Annotated in this window: 15 protein-coding genes and 1 tRNA gene; 7 read left to right on the top strand and 9 right to left on the bottom strand. The window is 56.5% G+C overall.

The genetic code is table 11. From position 1 onward, the window contains the following. The first annotated feature begins 157 nt into the window (after positions 1–157). A complete protein-coding gene (gene pyrG, locus K6117_RS05250) occupies positions 158–1,792 on the top strand; it encodes a CTP synthase (RefSeq protein ID WP_221792631.1) in 1,635 nt (544 codons plus the stop codon). Positions 1,793–1,880: 88 nt separating this feature from the next. Then, on the top strand, positions 1,881–2,348 hold the full coding sequence (locus tag K6117_RS05245) for a nuclear transport factor 2 family protein (RefSeq protein WP_221792630.1): 468 nt from the start codon (positions 1,881–1,883) through the stop codon (positions 2,346–2,348). 3 nt (positions 2,349–2,351) lie between these two features. Here K6117_RS05245 and K6117_RS05240 read toward each other — a convergent pair whose 3' ends face one another. Beyond that, positions 2,352–2,726, bottom strand: coding sequence for a glycine zipper 2TM domain-containing protein (locus K6117_RS05240; protein ID WP_221792629.1), 375 nt, complete (start codon positions 2,724–2,726; stop codon positions 2,352–2,354). Between the two features lie 215 nt (positions 2,727–2,941). Between K6117_RS05240 and K6117_RS05235 the strand changes: the two genes are divergently transcribed. Further along, complete coding sequence (locus K6117_RS05235; protein WP_221792628.1) at positions 2,942–3,565, top strand: histidine phosphatase family protein; 624 nt, start codon at positions 2,942–2,944, stop codon at positions 3,563–3,565. Positions 3,566–3,872: 307 nt separating this feature from the next. Here K6117_RS05235 and K6117_RS05230 read toward each other — a convergent pair whose 3' ends face one another. The 8 genes from K6117_RS05230 to K6117_RS05195 all read right to left on the bottom strand — a co-directional run bounded on the left by K6117_RS05230 (position 3,873) and on the right by K6117_RS05195 (position 12,340). Continuing rightward, a complete protein-coding gene (locus K6117_RS05230; protein WP_221792627.1) occupies positions 3,873–4,496 on the bottom strand; it encodes a hypothetical protein in 624 nt (207 codons plus the stop codon). A 76-nt stretch (positions 4,497–4,572) separates the two neighbouring features. After that, entirely contained in the window at positions 4,573–7,773 is a 3,201-nt protein-coding gene (locus K6117_RS05225) for a type ISP restriction/modification enzyme (RefSeq protein ID WP_221792626.1), read from the bottom strand. A gap of 78 nt (positions 7,774–7,851) precedes the next feature. Further along, complete coding sequence (locus K6117_RS05220) at positions 7,852–8,373, bottom strand: hypothetical protein (RefSeq protein WP_221792625.1); 522 nt, start codon at positions 8,371–8,373, stop codon at positions 7,852–7,854. Positions 8,374–8,871: 498 nt separating this feature from the next. Beyond that, positions 8,872–9,069, bottom strand: coding sequence for a helix-turn-helix domain-containing protein (locus K6117_RS05215; protein WP_221792624.1), 198 nt, complete (start codon positions 9,067–9,069; stop codon positions 8,872–8,874). Positions 9,070–9,246: 177 nt separating this feature from the next. Continuing rightward, positions 9,247–10,464, bottom strand: a complete 1,218-nt coding sequence (locus tag K6117_RS05210) for a tyrosine-type recombinase/integrase (RefSeq protein WP_221792623.1) — start codon at positions 10,462–10,464, stop codon at positions 9,247–9,249. A 165-nt stretch (positions 10,465–10,629) separates the two neighbouring features. Next, positions 10,630–10,705: transfer RNA gene (locus K6117_RS05205), tRNA-Thr, on the bottom strand. Between the two features lie 127 nt (positions 10,706–10,832). After that, on the bottom strand, positions 10,833–12,023 hold the full coding sequence (locus tag K6117_RS05200) for a mechanosensitive ion channel (protein WP_221792622.1): 1,191 nt from the start codon (positions 12,021–12,023) through the stop codon (positions 10,833–10,835). 161 nt (positions 12,024–12,184) lie between these two features. Beyond that, the gene (locus K6117_RS05195) at positions 12,185–12,340 is read right to left on the bottom strand and encodes a YdcH family protein (RefSeq protein ID WP_221792621.1); all 156 of its coding nucleotides are present in this window, start codon (positions 12,338–12,340) and stop codon (positions 12,185–12,187) included. Between the two features lie 130 nt (positions 12,341–12,470). On the opposite strand from K6117_RS05195, the gene K6117_RS05190 reads away from it, so the two are divergent. The 4 genes from K6117_RS05190 (at position 12,471) to K6117_RS05175 (ending at position 15,656) form a co-directional block, all read left to right on the top strand. Further along, positions 12,471–12,668 (top strand): YdcH family protein, encoded by a 198-nt coding sequence (locus tag K6117_RS05190; RefSeq protein WP_221792620.1) that lies wholly within the window; start codon positions 12,471–12,473, stop codon positions 12,666–12,668. A 76-nt stretch (positions 12,669–12,744) separates the two neighbouring features. Continuing rightward, positions 12,745–13,215, top strand: coding sequence for a DUF1465 family protein (locus K6117_RS05185; protein WP_221792619.1), 471 nt, complete (start codon positions 12,745–12,747; stop codon positions 13,213–13,215). Between the two features lie 45 nt (positions 13,216–13,260). Next, positions 13,261–14,400, top strand: a complete 1,140-nt coding sequence (ispG, locus tag K6117_RS05180; protein ID WP_221792618.1) for a flavodoxin-dependent (E)-4-hydroxy-3-methylbut-2-enyl-diphosphate synthase — start codon at positions 13,261–13,263, stop codon at positions 14,398–14,400. A gap of 2 nt (positions 14,401–14,402) precedes the next feature. Then, positions 14,403–15,656, top strand: a complete 1,254-nt coding sequence (locus K6117_RS05175) for an MFS transporter (protein ID WP_221792617.1) — start codon at positions 14,403–14,405, stop codon at positions 15,654–15,656. Positions 15,657–15,716: the final 60 nt, after the last annotated feature.

Here is a 15,716-nt window from a genome sequence, read left to right as displayed (position 1 = left end):
TGTCTGGATTCCCGCCTTCGCGGGAATGACGACATTGGGATGTCGGCCATCATCATCGAAAATGCGTGGATGATCTTATCCATCCCCAGATTTTTTATCGCTTTGACGCAATCAGCCCTTGCCCAATAGGGGCATGGCTCGTTATGCGAATCCTCCCATGGCCCGGTATATTTTCATCACTGGCGGCGTGGTTTCCTCGCTTGGCAAAGGTTTGATGGCAGCGTCGCTCGCTGCCCTTTTGCAGGCGCGTGGTTACCGCGTGCGCATCCGCAAGTTCGACCCGTATCTCAACGTAGATCCGGGCACGATGTCCCCCTATCAGCATGGTGAGGTCTATGTGACCGATGACGGGGCGGAAACCGACCTCGACCTCGGCCATTATGAACGCTTTACCGGCGTTGCGGCGCGGCAATCGGACAATGTGACCTCTGGCCGCATTTATCAGCAGATCATCGCCAAGGAACGTCGTGGCGATTATCTTGGCGCGACGGTGCAGGTCATTCCGCATGTCACCGATGCGATCAAGGAGTTCGCGCAGGCCGATACCGAAGGGCTGGATTTCGTCTTGTGCGAAATCGGCGGGACGGTGGGCGATATCGAATCGCTGCCGTTCATGGAGGCGATCCGCCAGCTGCGTAACGACATCGGGCGCGAGAACACGGTGTTCATTCACGTGACGTTGGTGCCGTATATTGCGGCGGCGGGCGAATTGAAGACCAAGCCGACCCAGCACAGCGTGCGCGACCTCACCAGCCTTGGCATTCAGCCGGACATTTTACTGTGCCGTTGCGAAAAGCCGCTGCCGGAAACCGAACGCGCGAAAATCGCGTTGTTCTGCAATGTGCGCAAAGAGGCGGTTATTCAGGCGCTCGATGCATCGAGCATCTATGCGGTGCCGCTGCAATATCACGCCGAAGGGCTGGATAATGAAGTGCTGCGCGCCTTCGGGATCGAGGCGAAGGGCGAACCGGATCTTTCCCGCTGGGACGATATTATCGACCGTCAGACCAACCCGGAAGGCGAAGTGACCATCGGCGTCGTCGGCAAATATGTCGGATTGCAGGATGCGTATAAGTCGCTGCATGAGGCGTTGGTCCATGGCGGGCTGGCGAACCGGGTCAAGGTCAATGTCAAATGGCTCGACGCGGAAGTATTTGAACAAGACGAGGCTGGCCTTGCGGCGAAGCTGGAACCGATGGACGGGATTCTCGTCCCCGGCGGCTTTGGCGAGCGCGGTTCGGAAGGCAAGATCGCGGCCGTGACCTTTGCGCGTGAACATAAGGTGCCGTTCTTCGGTATTTGTCTGGGGATGCAGATGGCCTGCATCGAAGGCGCGCGCAACACGGCGGGCATCAAGCACGCATCGACGACCGAATTCGGCGAGACGACCGAGCCGGTGGTCGGCCTGATTACCGAGTGGATGACGGCGGAAGGCCGCCAGAAGCGCGAAGAAGGCGGCGATCTTGGCGGCACGATGCGGCTTGGCGCTTATGCGGCGAAGCTGACGGGCAACAGCCATGTTGCGGCGATCTATGGCGGCAATGATATTTCCGAGCGCCATCGCCATCGTTATGAGGTGAACGTCCATTATCGCCAGCCGCTGGAAGAAGGCGGTCTGGTGTTCAGCGGCATGTCGCCCGATGGCCAATTGCCGGAAATCGTCGAACGTCCGGACCATCCGTGGTTCATCGGTGTGCAGTTCCACCCGGAATTGAAATCGAAGCCGTTCGATCCGCATCCATTGTTCAAGAGCTTCATTGAAGCCGCGGTGCGTCAAAGCCGGTTGGTGTGATCCGCACCTAGCTAATTGTCCTGCTGGTTATGTCCTGCCGACTGGTTACACAGGTGGCAGAACATAATCTGAGGATGAAGACGCCCCCATGGACATCAGTGAAAAATTATTCGCCATCGAAGAAATCAAGCAGCTCAAGGGCCGCTATTTCCGGTTGATGGATACCAAGCAATGGGACGCGCTTCGGTCCGTTTTTTGCGATGATGCGACTTTCGATGCGCGCGCCTCGCTCAGCATCGATGGCGCAGGCGAGTCCGGTCGCGCTGCCGAGAGCAATGACTGGGTCTATCAAGGCGGCGACAATATTATCGCCTTCATTCGCGGCGCGATTGGCAATTCGCGGACCATCCATCATGGCCATTGCCATGAAGTGGAAATCCTCGCCGATGATGAAGCGTGCGGCGTGATCGCGATGGAAGACCAGATCTTGACCGAAGACGGGAGCGTCCTGACGCTGCATGGTTGCGGTCATTATCATGAAACCTATCGCCGGGTGAACGGGGCGTGGCGCATCCATACCTCACGCATCACCCGGCTTCAGGTCAATTTGGGCTAAGTCTTAACGGCAGCGGATGTCGCCACGGTCGATCGCGCGACCGACCAACGCGCCACCCGCTGCGCCGATGATCATGCCGACAGTGGCATCTTCGCCGCGCGACAATTCACGACCGAGCAGGGCACCGGCGGCTGCGCCGATGATCAGGCCGGTCGAGCCATTGTCGCGCTTGCAATAATAACGCCCATCGCGGCCGCGCCAGATGCGTTCATCATAAGACAGGCGGCGAGGGTCGTAATAACGGCCATAACGATCATATAGGTTGCGCTCCTGCGCGCGGCGGCCATGGGCGGGCGCCCAAGGCGGCGGATCTGCCAGCACGGGCATTGCGGTTGCGGTGACTGTGGCAAGGGCCAAGGCCATGATGAGTTTGCGCATCGCAAAAGTCCTTTTCATTGATGCCGATAAGGCATGACGGGAAAAGATGTAGCAGGCACTGGCTTAACCGCAGGCTAATGAAGCGCAATATTTTAATAAATTAAGGTGTGCAGGGCGTTGTCCTTGGTGTGGCTTGCCCGCCATTTCTGCGCATTGATGAATATAGAGGAGTGGCATTGCTTCCCTGTTGTGTCGTTGAGCGCTAAGGCGATGCCATGCGCTTCATTCTCGCCCGTCATGCCGAAACCGTTTATAATGCCAGCGCCCGGATGCAGGGCCATTTGGGGCATACGCCGCTTACCCGCGATGGGATCGCGCAGGCCGAGGCGATGGGCGCGGGGTTGTTGGCTGCGTTGGGCCATGCGCCGGATGTGGATTTATGGACCTCGCCTGCGGGTCGGACGATGCAGACAGCTGCCATTATCGCCGAGCATCTGGAACGCGACTTTTTCGACTTTCGTCATGATCTACGTTTGCTGGAAATCGATGTCGGCGATTGGACCGGGCGTCATTATGCCGAGATCGTGGCGGATATTGGCCCGATCACCTGCCCCGAACGGCGCGTTTTCACTGTGCCACCGCCCGGTGGCGAATGGTTTCCGGCGATTGCGGCGCGGTTGCAATCATGGCTGGCCGATCTTGATCCGGCGCGCGATGTGCTGGTGATCAGCCATGGTGTCACGCTACGGGTATTGCGCGGCCTGTTGGCGGGTGGCGATCCATATGAAGGGGTGCTGCTGGCCCCTGATGCGCCCCAAGGCACGGTGTTCGACATCCACGATGGGGTGGAAACGGTGTTGCATCAGGGCACAGGCAAGCACAGCATGCGGAGCGTGTGAGGGCTGGAGGTGTTTGTCTGATGGTGCGGCTGCAGGCATCGAAAAGTATTTATAAGATATTGATATAATATTATAATGTTTTAATATATTTGCAATGTACCCCCAAATATACCCCCATACTGCTATCGCTACCCCCTAAACCCATGTGTTTCCCCCTCGCGCGCGCGGGCGAGAAATCTGTATTAGCACACCCTTTAGTGAGTTTAGTCGGTCCCTATATTGTTCCGTGCAGGGATCAATGCCCCCCCCATGCACTGAATCGCGGATGAGGGAAGTTTCGATCATGTGCGGTCCTTTAGCCGGCCGTCTATGGGATTAACCCACCCCTCTGCATTATTGCATACAATGCGACCGCACATTCGGCGTCGAGTTCCTGATAGCGGGCCAGATGACGGTCATAGGTGCGCTGCCACATGCCTTTGGGGCGCGTTGGCCAATTGTCATAGCCTTGCTGGCACCCCAGTTTCTTTTGCAGCCTGAACAGCCTGTCAAAGGGTCGGTCGCGTTCGGAGCTACGTTGCGACTGATAGCCCAATCGCCATGCCGTGCGCGACGCAAACCGGTCCCCGCCACTGGGCTTGTATAGCTTGCTGACCCGAATGCCGTGATAGGGGCAGATCATCCACCATCGTTTCCCGCCATAATGCGGTTCAGTGCAGGTCAGGCGGACTTTCTGCCGGACGCTTTCCTTATTCTCACCAGAACCGTGTGTGTAAGTCAGGAGCAGCTTGGCATTGTGACAGTCTGACATATCAGCCTGATAGCTGATCGAGCCCGCTGGATTATCCCTGCCATAACTCCAACTTAGGGTGCCGGACATAAGCGAGCCGGGGATGGCGTGCCCTGTACGGATCATCCATGCGATATCGACCCGCAGACTTAAATCAGCCGTTGGCCGCCCGTATTGTCGCCCCGATCCATAGCCACCCATGCGCCGATCCTATCCACCCTGATTTACCTAAATCAATAGCAGAATCGGAACATAAAGTGAATCCAATGCCAGCACATCAATCCAGAGGGAGATTGATTTCCTTCATGATTCTGTCGGTTTCAGACAAGATTTTGATGATTTTCTGATAATGACGAATATCATCCCATGATAGTTCGTGGCCCTTGCGGTCTTTTAGCCATTTTTGCGCGGGTTGATAGCCGCCGATGTGAAAGTCCCATGCAATCGCGGGCACGCCATCGAAATACTGGTCGGCATTGACCCAGACTTGCCCGTTCTCATAGCGCGGCTTGTCTAACACGCTGTTGCCGTCTCCGTGGAAGATATAGGGGGTTTCGCCGATGGCGGCGTCTTCCATCAGGTGAAGGCGGCGCAGGGCTTCGCCTGCCTCGCTGATCACGCGGAACGATTCGGGCGAGGCCGGGAAGGGAATGCGGGGGAAGTTGCTTTTCAGGAAATCGGCATAGGTGGCGCGGTAGGCAGGGCAATGCAGTACGCCATAGATGTAATCGAACACTTGCACCTCATCGGGGCGGGTATCGCCGGTCGCCTCGCGGAAGGTGTTTGTCCCATCGGGCGCAGGGGAGGCGAACAGGCCAGCCGCTTTGCGGATTTGGGTGTATAGCTTGGGATCGAAATTGACGCGGATGGTTTGGTCAAGAGTGCTTTCCTCCGGGTAAAGGTAGAGGGGCAAATTGTAGGTGATGTCAAAACCACTGAAAGCTTTGTGTCCCGCGATATTGTTAGATACCAATCCGCCCACTTCATCTTTCGTCTGACCTGTCAGCATCAAATTGATATTGTTGTGGTTGAATAGGTGCTGCATCACGCGGTCGCGGCGATGCACTGCAACATGGGAATTGTAGACGGTATAACGTGTGTCGAATGGTCGATAGGCAATTGGCGTAATGGCCTGCCGCCAAGTACCATCAGCCAGTGCCACCTTCGCCGCCGCATAGTTCCATTGGTTTTGAGAGCATAGCCGAAAAAGCTGGCGCGCTTCTGACTCATCTGCGGTTGCTAGTAGACGCTCCACCTTATCGACTGCCTCTGCCGCGCTCCATGAAATCGCAAATTCGTCATGTGTTGTGACTATACCCGGCGCGGGCCTCCCGTTCGGGGAAAACAGGTCTGCTACGGAAAAGCCCGCCTGATAGATAGCTTCTAGCGCTCTGTCGGTTGGCTTGAAGCGCCAAGGCGTTGCTTCGGGAGAAACGTCATCGAGCATCAATGCGTCGGTCGTGCCATCACACAGTTGCTGATACTTGCTGTCGCGGTCGCCCCACAATTCACCGTGTAGCACTTGGGCGAGTGGCTTTGTGCCTGCACCTTGCCGTCGCTTGACCGCCACGATTATTGCCACACCCTGCTGGATGTCGAATACATTCTTGTCGGGTGAACCGTCGGGGCAGACTTCCTTCTTTTTGGAATTTCCGTGCAGGTCGAGCACATAGATTCGGTCAAAGGTCTGTCGCAAATGGTGGCGCATATCCATAAAGGTTGGGTTGTCGAGATAACCGTGGTTGGTGATGAAGCCCAGCACGCCCTCGCCATTTTGTTCGATCATGTGTTCGGCAAAGCGAAGAAACTTCACATAGTCATCAGACAGCCACTTGGCTTGCGCAGGGCGCTTGAGTTCGGGGCTAACCTTGTAGTCACCCATTAACTTTTCGATCCACGCGCCCTTATTGGATGAGTGGCCCGAATAGGGCGGGTTGCCGATTACGCACATGATGGGAGTCTGGCGCTTGATGTCGCTGGCGGCCTTGGCCTCATTGGCTATAGCGCGAGACAGGCCGAATAGAGTCTGCTCCACACGTTCGCCTTCTTCAAGGCTGTTGGTGAGATAAACCCCAAGGCGCGGCGGGTTGGCTGATGGCTTGTAGCCAAGCCGGGTCAGGATCATGTCCAGCTTCATGTGGCACATGGCATAGCTGGCCATCAGCAGTTCGAATCCATGCAGACGCGGGATTAGATCGCGCTCGATATAGGCCGATAGCTGGCCGGGGGCGACGTCCTTGATCCGTTCGGAAACCAGTTTGACCACTTCGGCCAGAAACGTTCCGGTGCCGGTGGCGGGGTCTAGAATCTGGACGCGGTGGACTTCCTTCTTGATATGCGCGGGTTTGCCGGTCCTGGGATCGTTCTGGCCGGTGTCCCAATCGATGGTGATTTTGGAGGTGTCCGCCAAACCGTCTGGCAGGCCGAATTCTGTTTTTAGCACCTCGTCCACCGCGCGCACGATAAAATTCACTACCGGCTCGGGCGTATACCACACACCGCGCGCCTTGCGCTTGGCGGGGTTATATTCGGCCAGAAAGTTTTCATAGAAATGCAGGAAGGGGTCTTGTCGCGCGGTGATCTTGCCGAAATTGCGCAGCACCTTGTCCATGTCGGTGGCGCAGAACACATTGCATAGCTCATCGATCACTCGGCGCAGACGCTCGTCTAGATTTGGTCCGGCGATGTAGATGAACAGTTCTCGCAGGAATGGGTTGGTCTTAGGCAGCAAGTCCAGCGCTTCGGCACGGGTAAAGGATTCGGGCGTTTCATCATGCAGTCGCGCGGCGAACAGGCCGTAGGCGATGGTTTCGGCATAGATGTCGGCAAATTCCTCCGCCGAGATGTCATGGATCAAGCTTGCCTTGAACGCCTCATACTGGCCGATCAGGTCGGTTGCCGTGCCGGTGGCATCCTTGGCCTTCATATCCGCCACAAGGGCGCGGCCCATGATGTCCTTTATGATTGCGGCCTTGCCCGCCATCATTTCGGCCAGCCGTTTGGATGACGTGATGCTGAGAGGGGTAACATGCACGAAATCGCGCAGCCGGTTTTCCAGCAGGGGGAAATTGCCCGTCCGTGCGGGCAGCGTTGGGATCAGGTCCGCAATGGAAATAAAATCCACCACATCGCCTTCGCGGATGAACTCGAAATCTAGCCCGTTGGTGTAGATCAGGTTGGGCAAGCCCTTGCGGTAGCGGTCTTTCTGGCCCTTGCTGTAGTCATTCGCGGCGAACTTCCGGACATCCTTGCCGATGTCCTTGGCTTCGCACCAGCCAATGGCAACATCCCCGCGTTGGAAAACAAAGTCGGGCGCGCCAACATCAGTAATATGCTTTGGCTCATTGATCACAGTCAGCGCGGAATCAATGGATGTAAACAGCTTGGCCAAGGCTGGACGAAAGCTGTGTTCGGTTGTCTGGCCACTTGCGTAGAGCGCACGAATTTCGTTTACATAACCCTGAATATCAACAGCCATAACGCCCCCTGAATGGTGTTAATGGGCATATCGACTTGTAGTCACTTCGCCAACATTTTCCTAAATTATCTAGCTATTTCATTTTTGCCACCGTCCGGACCGCTTGCCATAAATAAGGCTGGACTGCCCCCAAGGCTCATTCCCATAGCCAACCAGACCCAGCTTCATTTCCAACGCCGGATCAGCCGCTTTCATCATGTAACGTAGTCGCCCCATGACATCATAATGATAGAGGGCGCTCGTAATGCCGTTATAGGCCTTGGCGCCTCGGATGCGTTTGGTCTCCACTGCACCATCGAGATAGCCTTGGGGTAATAGTCTCGCCACCCAGCGTCTGGGCATCACGCGGAACAACGGATCAAGCCTTGGCGGTACATGTAGCAGGATATGAACATGCGCCCCATTGGTTGCGCCCCATTCATGCGTCCATGCCCAGTACAACGGGCCATCTTTAGGGCGCATCCAGTCACTTGCCAGTTTGATGAAGTCGCCGGTGGCGATGACGGCTTTACGCTCATCAATGCCGCCATGCTGCCAAAGTATGGTGATGAAGCGATTGAATGGCTTTCCCAGCGCCATGGCCTGATTGGATGCAGACAACAGGGCAAGACAATGCCGCTCTTGCAATGTGTCGCTTGATACATACGGCTGCCGACGTGCCCCGCCATGGGGTAGCAACCGGAAGCGTCTGTTATCAGGGCCAGCTATCATGGAAAGAATGCACCTATAATAGAGGGTGTCCGGTAGTTTTAATCAAGGCACTGATTTATAATTATAATATATGAATTAGGGCTGGCCATCAGCGAACGGCGATGAACGGAGCGTCGCAAGTTTCAAGTGGGCATTGGCGAATATTGACGGCCGGTTCAGGACTACGGGCAAAAGAGAGGGCGAGCCACAATGCAGCCCGCCCTCAATTTATGTCACTTCATTTCCAGCCTTCAATGCCACCCGCTGATTACGAAAGTCGCAATCAGATCGGTTGCAGCGAATCAGGAAATATGCGTTATGCGTAAGTGTCGCCTGCTAGGGATAGACGCTTTCGGGCCTTGAAGCGGTTGCTGCCGTTTTGAGGCCCTTTGCATTTCGCAAAGGTTATCAGGCGTGATTATCGTTGTCGTTGGTTTTGGCTTCAATGAGTGCCTTGATACTCGCGATAGTTACCAACCGACGACGACCGATTGAAAATGCCTCAAGTGCACCTGTCTGCATCAGGCCGTAAATTGTGGTCCTTCCTAATCCAAGTATTTCCCCGGCATCCTTGATAGAACAGGTCAATTGTTGTCCAAATTTCATTAATTCAAACTCCCTTCTGTAATTCATGGGGATTCGCGATCATTCGCAAAGTTTAGGGTGCCGCCCCCTGAGCGACACCACCTAACTTGGCGGAATTCACTTCCCACACAAGAGGGTATTTTAAAAAATACGGGCGTTACTGTGCGTACAGATGGAGTGGAGCCAATTTCGCTGGGATTACCCTGCTTTGAACAGTGGAATGATGTCTGCACCGGCTTTGAGTGTATCAAGGAAGTCGCTCCACCATTGTGCCATTGCCACCCGCTCATCCCAATAGGGGGTGCGATTATATGCGCGGCGCGATTGGCTTTTCTCAGCATGTGAAAGGGCGCGCTCAATGGCGTCTGGATTCCACTTGCCGCTTTCGTTTAACAACGAACTGGCAGTGGTGCGGAAGCCGTGCGCTGTCATTTCGTCGTTGGCATAACCTAGCCGCCGCAAAGCTGCATTGACGGTATTTTCAGACATAGGACGTGCAAGTGAACGGATAGACGGAAAGACATATTGTCCCGATCCGGTCAAAGATTTCATATCCTGCAAGATCGATACCGCTTGCCGCGACAAAGGAACGAAATGCGGCTGACGCTTTTTCATCTGCTCGGCGGGTATTGCCCAGACGGCGTTGTCCAGATCAATATCTGCCCAGCGCGCTTTTCTAACTTCACCGGGCCGCTGGAAAATGTGGGGCGTAAGTTGTAGCGCCTTAATAGTGGCGGGATGGCCTTCATATCCATCAATCGCTCGCAATAGCGCTCCAACCTCTTTGGGATCAATCAACGCGGCGTGATGCTTCACCACTGGCGTCAACAGCGCCCCCTTCAATAAGGCTGCAGGATCATGCGAAGCCCTTGCTGTTGCAACAGCGTAGCGGAATGTCCTGCCTGCCAAGGCGCGGGCCCTCCCAGCGGATTCAAGATTGCCACGCCGCTCAATCTTTTTCAAAGTCTCTAACAACTCTTGAGGAGTAATCTCGCTAATAGGACGCTTACCTAAAGCCGGTTCCAGCAATGATAGAAGCCAACGCGATTTCCGTATTGTCGCATCTGCCCTGCCTTCATTTTCGGTCTTGTCGATATATTCGTGGGCCACGCTGCCAAAGGTGGTGGCGGCACTGATCGCAGCCGCGACTGCGGCACGCCTTTTTTCTGCACTTGGATCAATGCCATCTGCCAGCAGGGTACGTGCATCATCACGTCTCGCCCTTGCTGTCGCCAATCCAACTTCGGGATAGCTACCTAATGCCAGCAGCTTCTCCTTGCCCTGATAGCGATACTTAAAGCGCCATAGCTTAGAGCCGGACTTTGTGTGGAGAAGAAACAGCCCTTTTTCATCGGCAATTTTGGTGTCGCGTTCAGGCTTTTTCAAAGTGCGTATTTTGACGTCGGATAAAGCCATTTGGGGGTATCCTTCCTTTGGCCCGGATACCGTACCCCAATTTATACCCCTATTTGGGGGTATCTGCTGGCACACATGGGGAAACATCCCCGGACATTGAAGGGAAGTATTTATCAGATTTTCAGGGATTTTCTAGTCATTGGCGGATGATGATGGATGCCAATATGGTGCCGGCTGCAGGAATCGAACCCGCGACCCCCTGATTACAAATCAGGTGCTCTACCAACTGAGCTAAGCCGGCCCTGTGTCGGGCATGTGCCGACAGGCTTGCTGCCTATTGGGGCAAGCCTGTGCGAATCTCAAGCCAAAAAGGGCGGGACATTGCTGGCCCGCCCCTTTCTTATCTGCGTGATGTTGCCCAAGCGGCGTTATTTATGGTCTTCGAGCCATTTCGCGAGAACCTTGGCAGCGGCTTCGCGGCCGCCGATGCCGAAGGCCAAGGCGCAGGCGATCGAGACCGAGCCGAGAATCAGGCCAAAGGCGAGGTTCACGATTTCATTCGCAAGGCCCATGAAACGCAGGCCCATCGCTACCGCCAGCGCGATGATCGCATAGCGCAAGACCGCGACGGCCATGCTGTCATGGCCCGATGAATTGGCGACAAGACCCGCAACGATATTGGCCAGTACCGCGCCCACCGCGATGATCGCGCTGCCGAACAACACCCGTCCGCCAAGATCGGTGATCTGGACGAGGATGATCGTCAGTTCGTCGAATTCGAGCATTTGCGTGGCTTCGATCGCGGCGAAGATCATGATCGCGGTCAGCGCCAATTTGCCAACTACCGCCGATGGCGTGGTGGTCGACGGGACAACGTTCAGCGATTGCAGCGCCTGATCAAAGCCGAGCGACGGCAGGATCGTGGTGGTGAGGTTCGATACCCAGCGGCCAATGAAATAGGCGATGGCGAGCAGCACCGCCGCCGCAATCAGGCGGGGAATGGCGTTGGAGACGGTGGTCAGCACATTGACCGCCGGTTCGGTGATCGAGGAAATGCCAAGGGTTTGCAACGCGGCAATGCTGAACAGAATCATCACCACGGCGCACAGCAATGTGCCGATCGTCTTGGTGATGCCGCCTGTGCGACGACCATCATCGCCGGTGATCTGCTGCAGCCCGGCCTTGGCGGCCCAGCCGTCGAGATCGGCCGTTGCGAGCGTGGTTTCCGTGATCTGGCCGACAATACGCGCGACCACGGTGCCGATGAAGAAGATTACCACCGCGCCGACGATTTGCGGCACAAAGGCAAATGTCTGATCGACCAATGTCTGCAATGGCGCGATCACCCGATTGAGGCAGAGCTGTTGCAGCACCGCGATCAGGCCGAGCAGCCAGATCAGCAGAGAGACAATCTTGCCAAGCGACAGGCCGACGGATTCACCCGAACCGGAGGTGCGGCGCAACAGGGGAATGCCGTCGACCAGCTTGGCAAAGCCCCATTTGCAGGCGGTTGCGCCACCCCAGGTCACGATCAAAATACCAAGGACGCTGAGGCCGACAACGGCCATGCGCTGAGCCTCGACCCAGTCGATCAATGAAGTGGAATTGGTCAGGTCCATGGCAATACTCCCCGGAAATCTCGTTAAAGAGAGCGGGAATCCTAGTCAGGAACCTTGGCAATTGCGAGATAAATCTTGGAAGGCCGTGGCGCATCCAGCCAATCGGAAAATCGCTGGCATGCGCCGACCTGTGAGGTTTGAGCCTGTGAGACTCATCCCTGTCAGGCTCGAGCGAGCTCTTCCTTGATGACGAGCTTTTCCTTTTTCCATCGCTGGATTTGGAAATCGTCGGGATTGGGGCGTTGCATTTCCCGGCTGATATTTTCCTGTAGCCGGTTATGTTTATTGAGCAGTGCGTGCGGACGTGATTGCGCCATTGCGAGTCGCTCCTTTGCTATGCAAGTTGACAGCGGTTAGAGAGTGCATCGCATCTTATGCCTTGGCAATCCGCTTCGCGGTGAACCGAAGGTAAACAGAGATCAGCCCAAAGCGTATAGGGATAGCTTCATGCAGGAATGCGAAATCGTAGAACGGCTGTCGATCTTGCGGATCGAGCATCGCGATCTTGATGCAGCGATTGAGGTGATGTGCCTGACGGAATCCTTCGATCAGTTACAATTGGCCCGGATGAAGAAGCGCAAATTGCGGCTGAAGGACGAAATCCTACAAATCGAAAGCCAGTTGATCCCGGATATTATCGCTTGAGAGGGAGGGCTCATTGTGGGCCGTTTACCTTCTTGCATGGTTTCCAAAAAGTTTATGCCATGGCAGTGATGATGGAATGTTGAAGATTGATCCCGTTTCCCCAATTGCCCCCCGGCTGGTGTCGTCACTGTACACCGAAGCGCTGGTGATGATGGACGAATCGCGTTCCTATTTCGAGGCGGATACGCTGGCTGAGCGCGATACGCTTGGCCCGGTGGCGCGGGTGGCCTTTGCGTGTGAGTCGTTGCGGGTGACAACACGGTTGATGCATATCGTCGCGTGGTTGATGGCGCGGCGGATGCCGGAACAGGGCTTGGCCCGGTTGAACGATGCCGGTGCATTGATGTCGCCTTTGCCCGTGATTGCACCAAGCGAGGACGCGCATCTGGCTTTGTTGCCGCCTATCGGCCAGCAGATCGTCCGCGCGAGCATGGACCTGTATGAACGGGTGCGCCGGTTGGACGATGAGGCGCAAGACGATGCACTGCCCCTAACGCGCACCAGTCCGGCCCGCAGCCTGATGCAGCGCCTGCAACGAGTATATTGATGACCGTTTGACCGCAGGCGGGTTGCACAGGTAAAGCATCCCCCCATGTCATCCATCCGTCCTTGGCGCGATATCGCCCGCCGCAAATCCCGTCAGATCATGGTCGGCAATGTGCCAGTGGGTGGCGACGCCCCGGTCTCGGTCCAGACCATGACCAATACGCTCACCTCCGATCCGGTGGCGACGATTGATCAGATCCGCCGTTGCGAAGAGGCGGGGGTGGATATTATCCGCGTGTCCTGCCCGGATGAAGAATCGACCAAGGCGTTGAAACAGATCGTCCGCGCCGCCCGGGTGCCGATCGTGGCGGATATTCATTTTCATTATAAGCGCGCGTTGGAAGCGGCGGATGCGGGCGCGGCGTGTTTGCGGATCAACCCCGGCAATATCGGGTCGAACGACCGGGTGCGCGAGGTGGTGCAGGCAGCCAAGGCCAATGGCTGCGCGATCCGCATTGGCGTGAACGCCGGGTCGTTGGAAAAGGATTTGCTGGAGAAATATGGCGAGCCTTGCCCCGAGGCCTTGGTTGAAAGCGCGCTCGATCATATCAAACTGCTGCAAGACCATGACTTTCACGAATATAAGGTCGCGGTGAAGGCATCGGATGTGTTCCTTGCGGTCGCGGCCTATCAGGGGCTGGCGGATGCAGTCGATTGCCCGTTGCACCTCGGGATTACCGAGGCGGGCGGATTGATCGGTGGCACGGTCAAATCGGCGATTGGCATCGGCAATCTGCTATGGGCCGGGATTGGCGATACGATCCGGGTGTCTTTGTCTGCCGAGCCGGAAGAAGAAGTGCGCGTCGGCTATGAAATTCTGAAAAGCCTTGGCATTCGCAGCCGGGGCGTCAGGGTGGTGAGTTGCCCCAGTTGCGCGCGTCAGGGCTTTGATGTGATCCGCACGGTGCAGGCGCTGGAAGAACGGTTGCAGCATATTCACACGCCCTTGTCTTTATCGGTGCTGGGCTGTGTCGTGAATGGCCCGGGCGAGGCGCGCGAGACCGACATCGGCGTGACCGGCGGCGGCAATGGCAAGCATATGGTCTATCTGTCGGGGGTGACCGATCATCATGTCCAAGACCCGGATTTGATCGAACATATCGTCAAATTGGTCGAGGCCAAGGCCGCGGAGATTGAGGCCGCGACCAGCGATGCGGGCGTTGTTGCCGGGGGTGCGGGGCATTGAGCATGATTGACCGGGCGCATTGGCGCATCTTGTTTGCGTCCATGGTCGGCACGGCCATCGAATTTTACGATTTCTATATTTATGCGACGGCGGCTGCCTTGGTGTTTGGGCCGCTGTTCTTTCCCTCCCATGATCCGGCGCTGCAATTGCTCTCGGCTTATGCGAGCTTTGGCATCGCCTTTGTCGCGCGGCCTGTCGGTTCGGTGGTGTTCGGGCATTTCGGGGACCGGATCGGGCGCAAGTCGACCTTGGTTGCCTCGTTGATGCTGATGGGCCTGTCGACGTTCCTCATCGCCTTTTTGCCGACCTATCAGATGGTCGGTTGGGTCGCGCCTGTTTTGCTGTGTGTGCTGCGCTTTGGTCAGGGCTTGGGCCTTGGTGGCGAATGGGGCGGGGCGGCGCTGCTGGCGGTGGAGAATGCGCCCAAGGGCTGGAAAGGCCGTTATGGCACGGCGCCGCAATTCGGCGCGCCGGTCGGGTTCATCGCCGCCAATGGCCTGTTTCTGTTGATCGGCCTGTGTCTTAGTCAGCAGCAATTCCTCGATTGGGGCTGGCGCATTCCGTTTTTGTTGAGCGCGGGGCTGGTGATCATCGGCCTTTGGGTGCGGCTACGCTTGACGGAAACGCCGGATTTTCTCGCGGTGAAGGCCGAGCACAAGACAGAGCATGTGCCGATTGCGGCCTTGTTCCGCAATCATAAATGGGCGACATTTTGCGGTATCTTTGCGGCGGTCGCCTGTTTTGCGTTATTCTATATCGCCACGGCCTTTGCCCTTGGCCATGGGACGAGCGTGCAGGGCCATAGCCGCAATGCCTATCTGTCGATCCAATTGGTCGCGATCCTGTTTCTGGCACTGGGCATTTTGGTGTCGGGTATCTGGTCGGACAAATCGAGCCCGGGCCGGGTGCTGGTGATCGGCAGCGTGGCAACCATCATTATCGGCCTGTTGATGGGCGTGATGATGGGAGCGGGCGGATTGTTGCCGACCTTTATCTATCTGTCAGCGGCACTGTTTGTGATGGGATTGGTCTATGGCCCGCTGGGCGCGTGGTTGCCGGGGCTGTTCCCGGCGCGGCTGCGGTATACCGGGGCATCGGTTGCCTTTAACGCGGCGGGCATATTGGGCGGGGCGATGGCCCCGATTGCGGCGCAATATCTGGCCGATCATGGCGGGCTGGGGATGGTCGGCCTGTATCTGTCGACTGCCGGGTTGTTGAGCCTGATTGGCCTGATGGGATTGCGTAAACGCGGATAAGGGATTTTGCGCCCTTGCGCATCTGCGGGGCTGGGCCAATATCTCTCCTATAAGGAGAGA

Origin of the sequence: Alteraquisediminimonas sediminicola, from assembly GCF_019740335.1 — a bacterium.
GTDB lineage: Bacteria > Pseudomonadota > Alphaproteobacteria > Sphingomonadales > Sphingomonadaceae > Alteraquisediminimonas > Alteraquisediminimonas sediminicola.
This window is presented reverse-complemented; position numbering and strand designations above follow the sequence as displayed.